Source organism: Paludibacter sp. 221, assembly GCF_010501035.1.
Classification (GTDB): Bacteria; Bacteroidota; Bacteroidia; order Bacteroidales; family Paludibacteraceae; genus QVMH01.
Genome location: NZ_QVMH01000085.1, coordinates 1 through 3441, shown reverse-complemented (window position 1 = coordinate 3441; position 3441 = coordinate 1). Strand labels below are relative to the sequence as shown.

Annotated in this window: 3 protein-coding genes; all 3 read right to left on the bottom strand. The window is 42.5% G+C overall.

From position 1 onward, the window contains the following. Positions 1 to 129: 129 nt before the first annotated feature. Positions 130 to 1476, bottom strand: coding sequence for a DNA recombination protein RmuC (rmuC, locus tag D0T49_RS12745; protein WP_163632286.1), 1347 nt, complete (start codon positions 1474 to 1476; stop codon positions 130 to 132). A gap of 30 nt (positions 1477 to 1506) precedes the next feature. Beyond that, complete coding sequence (locus D0T49_RS12740) at positions 1507 to 1701, bottom strand: hypothetical protein (protein WP_163632284.1); 195 nt, start codon at positions 1699 to 1701, stop codon at positions 1507 to 1509. A 340-nt stretch (positions 1702 to 2041) separates the two neighbouring features. Next, the coding region (locus tag D0T49_RS12735; RefSeq protein WP_163632282.1) for a tail fiber domain-containing protein at positions 2042 to 3441 on the bottom strand (1400 nt) is incomplete at its 5' end.

Genomic DNA, 3441 nt, shown 5'->3' with positions numbered 1-3441 from the left:
GCTGATAACTTGTAGCTAACTAAATCATTCCTCATTTTTGCTCGAAGAATGTGGGGACAAAAGTAAAGGCTTAATTTTTTAAGCACAAATATTTAACGATGATAAAAATATAATCGAACACACACACTGCTATTCTGCTTCCATTTCCTCAAAAGAAGCCGGCAGAGATTTATTTCCTGTTTTGGCACCCAGTTCTTTTATCTTTTCGGCAGTACGTATGATATTTCCATTGCCCGTTTTCATTTTTTTCAGAGCATCATCATACGCCACCGAAGCACGCTCTATATTGGTCTTTATCTTTGCCATATCCTCGGCAAAACCTATAAATTTATCATACAACGTACCACTCAGGCGGGCTATTTCCTGCGCATTCTTAGTTTGGTTTTCCTGCTTCCATATCGAAGCGATGGTTCGCAGCGTGGCAAGCAACGTGGTAGGACTTACAATCACTATCTTCTTTTCCCATGCATACGAAAACAAGTCCGTATCATTTTGCACCGCTACCGAAAAACATGCTTCAATCGGCAGAAACATCAGTACAAAATCGGGAGTATTAAGACTTTGCGCATTCTGGTAATTTTTTTCGCTCAGCAACTTTACGTGCGAACGGAGAGATGCGATGTGCTCTTTCAACGATTTTTCCCTCAACTCGTCAGTATCGGCCGAAACCATCCGCTCGTAAGCAATAAGCGACACCTTAGAGTCCACCACAATATGCTTATTGTCAGGCAAATGTATAATCACATCAGGACGCTGCACCGAGCTGGCTGCACCTTCCACTACCTGCTCCCGTTCGTATTCCTGTCCGCGTGTCAAGCCTGAGCGTTCCAGCACACGTTCTAAAACCACTTCGCCCCAGTTACCCTGCTTCTTTACATCACCCTTCAAAGCCCTCGTCAGGTTATTGGCTTCCTCGCTCACACGTGTATTCAGTTCCGTAAGTTTGCGCACCTCTTCGCGCAGGCTTATTTTATCGCGTAGTTCCTTATCATAAGTCTCGTCCACTTTTTTCTCGAAAAGCTGTATCTTTTCCTTCAGAGGGTTTAATATCTCATTCAGACTTTTGTAATTAGACACCGAAAACTCATCCGAACGCTCTTTCATAATTTTGCCGGCGATATTCTCAAACTCCATCGTCAGGCGTTTTTGCAAAGCCTCTATCTCCTGTTTCTGATTATTCAGTTTTTCAACCAGATTTTCATTCTGAGTCCGCAGAGCCGTTGTTTCCAAAGCATATTGGTTGGCTACCGATATTTGTTCCGTAAGGTTTTTCTGAACATTCAAGAGCTCGTCCGACTTCAGCCGGAGAGTTTCCTGAGCTACCATGTATTGTTTCTCCGCCTCTGTTTTCGCTTCGAGCAATTCTTTTTCCCTTTCTTCATAATTTTTATGAGCAGCAGCCTGCTTACGCGAAAACACAAACCAAGCTACAAAAAAACCGATAAGAAAGAGTAAAACAGGCAATATATATTCCATACTATAACTTTATTAATTTCCTTTTCCCGATTAGTCAAACAAGGTAGGATGGTCTTCTTCAAACTTCTTTATGATGGCAATCATCAGCGTCTCACGTATGAAGCGCGAACGGTTCTGAACTTTATATTTTGCAATATAACGGTTCAGTGCGTTATTTTCCTCATCATTCAACGTGAAAACATATTTATGCGTCCGCAACGAATTTTTCTTCCTTTTCTCTGTCATTGGTTAGTTGTTAATATGCATACAAATATAACACTATTCCCTTAAAGTAAACGAACGTATAATAGCAGAAATACACATTTGGCGCAAGTTGCGCTTCGCTAAACTTGCGCCTGAAACTAAGAGCTGCTCGTTATAAGAAACAATAGCACAAGTCAAAGACTTGCGCTAAAAAGAGGTATTAACCAATAAAAAACAAAAACACCTCTACAGAATATCTCAGATTCTGATAGAGGCGTTTTTTCCTGTTGCTTGTTTCATGTTTCTACCACACGGCCACATGCCCTGTGCCGACCGGAAGATTCATTTAACACACAACATACTGTTAATAACACGGTTAATATTATTTTTTCTCCAGCATTTCAATGCGTCGAGTCAGCTCTTCAATTATTTTTTGTTGTTCCTGAATGGCTTTTACCAGCACCGGAGCAAACTCGGCATAAGAAACACCCAATACCTCTCCTTTTTCAATATCGCCTTCTGTTCCGTTTACTATTTCAGGGATAATATCGCGCACTTCCTGAGCTATGAAACCAATATGCTTGTTGCCCGACTCCTTCATCGTAAAGCTTACAGGGTTCAGTTTCATTACCTGTGGCAAGCCATAACCAATGCTTCTGATATTCTCTTTCAAACGGCGGTCGGAGTTTTGAGTCCAACCTGCACTACCACCAATGTATGCATTGGCACCTGTATTCACATAAAAAGCATAATCAGCACGAACAAGACTAGTATTATTGATAGCTATCTGATATGAGTTGTGGGCAGTGCTTGATTTAGCCCCACGAATCCACTTACCAACTATTAGTTGATAATCTTTGTCAGTGGTTGGTGCATAAATGTCATCATACTCTCCTATGACGATATTACTTGACCCTGTTGTCAGGCTTGCTGCTGCACCGGCTCCTATACAAATATTTTTATTTCCGGTAGTAATATCACGGCCGGCCTGACTTCCTATAGACACATTTTTCGTACCGGTAATAACCAGTGGAGTAATAGGATTACCTCCCATTGCACCATAACCTACAGCTACATTATTTGTGCCCGTTGTACAGTGTGTTAGAGCGCTGGAACCTATAGCGACAGAATAACTATACCCGGTAGCTTGACGAAGTGCGGCTCCCCCTATAGCAACTCCCATACTAAAATTAGTTCCAGAATTGGGTCCTAAAGCTACAGTATTGTATGTTATTATTCCGGCATCTCTACCATCTGCTAAAAATCTAAGAGAATTATTTTGAGACCCTATAATAGAAACATCTACAGAAGCAGTAGAATTGCCTCCTACAAGCCAAACAGCTGCAGGTTCCCATACCCTATTCGTATTATTCCATTTCATAACTTGCCCATCAGTGGCACCCATTTGGTTTAACTTAGCAGCTGTAACCGATTTATCGGCAAGTTTGGCAGTGCTTACTCCCAGGTCGGTAATACTCAACGCTGTACTTCCACTTGCAGTGGTAGCCGTTACACCGCCACTACCGGTTACGGCAGTTATTCCTTGCGCATCGGTAGCAGGTGCCCAGCTTGTTCCGTCAAACTTCAACACCTGACCTGTGGTAGGAGCGGTAGTCGAAACGTTTCGTCCACGGATGCGGGCAACGGTAGTAGCGTTGTTGTTAGCCGTAGCGGTAACGTCACCTGTCAATGCGGCTCTTTGGAATTCGGTACCACTCAGTGTTATTGAAGCTGAAGAGGTATAGGTGGTATTGGTGTTATTATCTGTACCCAACGCCCATT

Coding starts and splice junctions, on each gene's coding strand:
- rmuC (WP_163632286.1), bottom strand. CDS start 1,476: ATGGAATATATATTGCCTGTTTTACTCTTTCTTATCGGTTTTTTTGTA.
- D0T49_RS12740 (WP_163632284.1), bottom strand. CDS start 1,701: ATGACAGAGAAAAGGAAGAAAAATTCGTTGCGGACGCATAAATATGTT.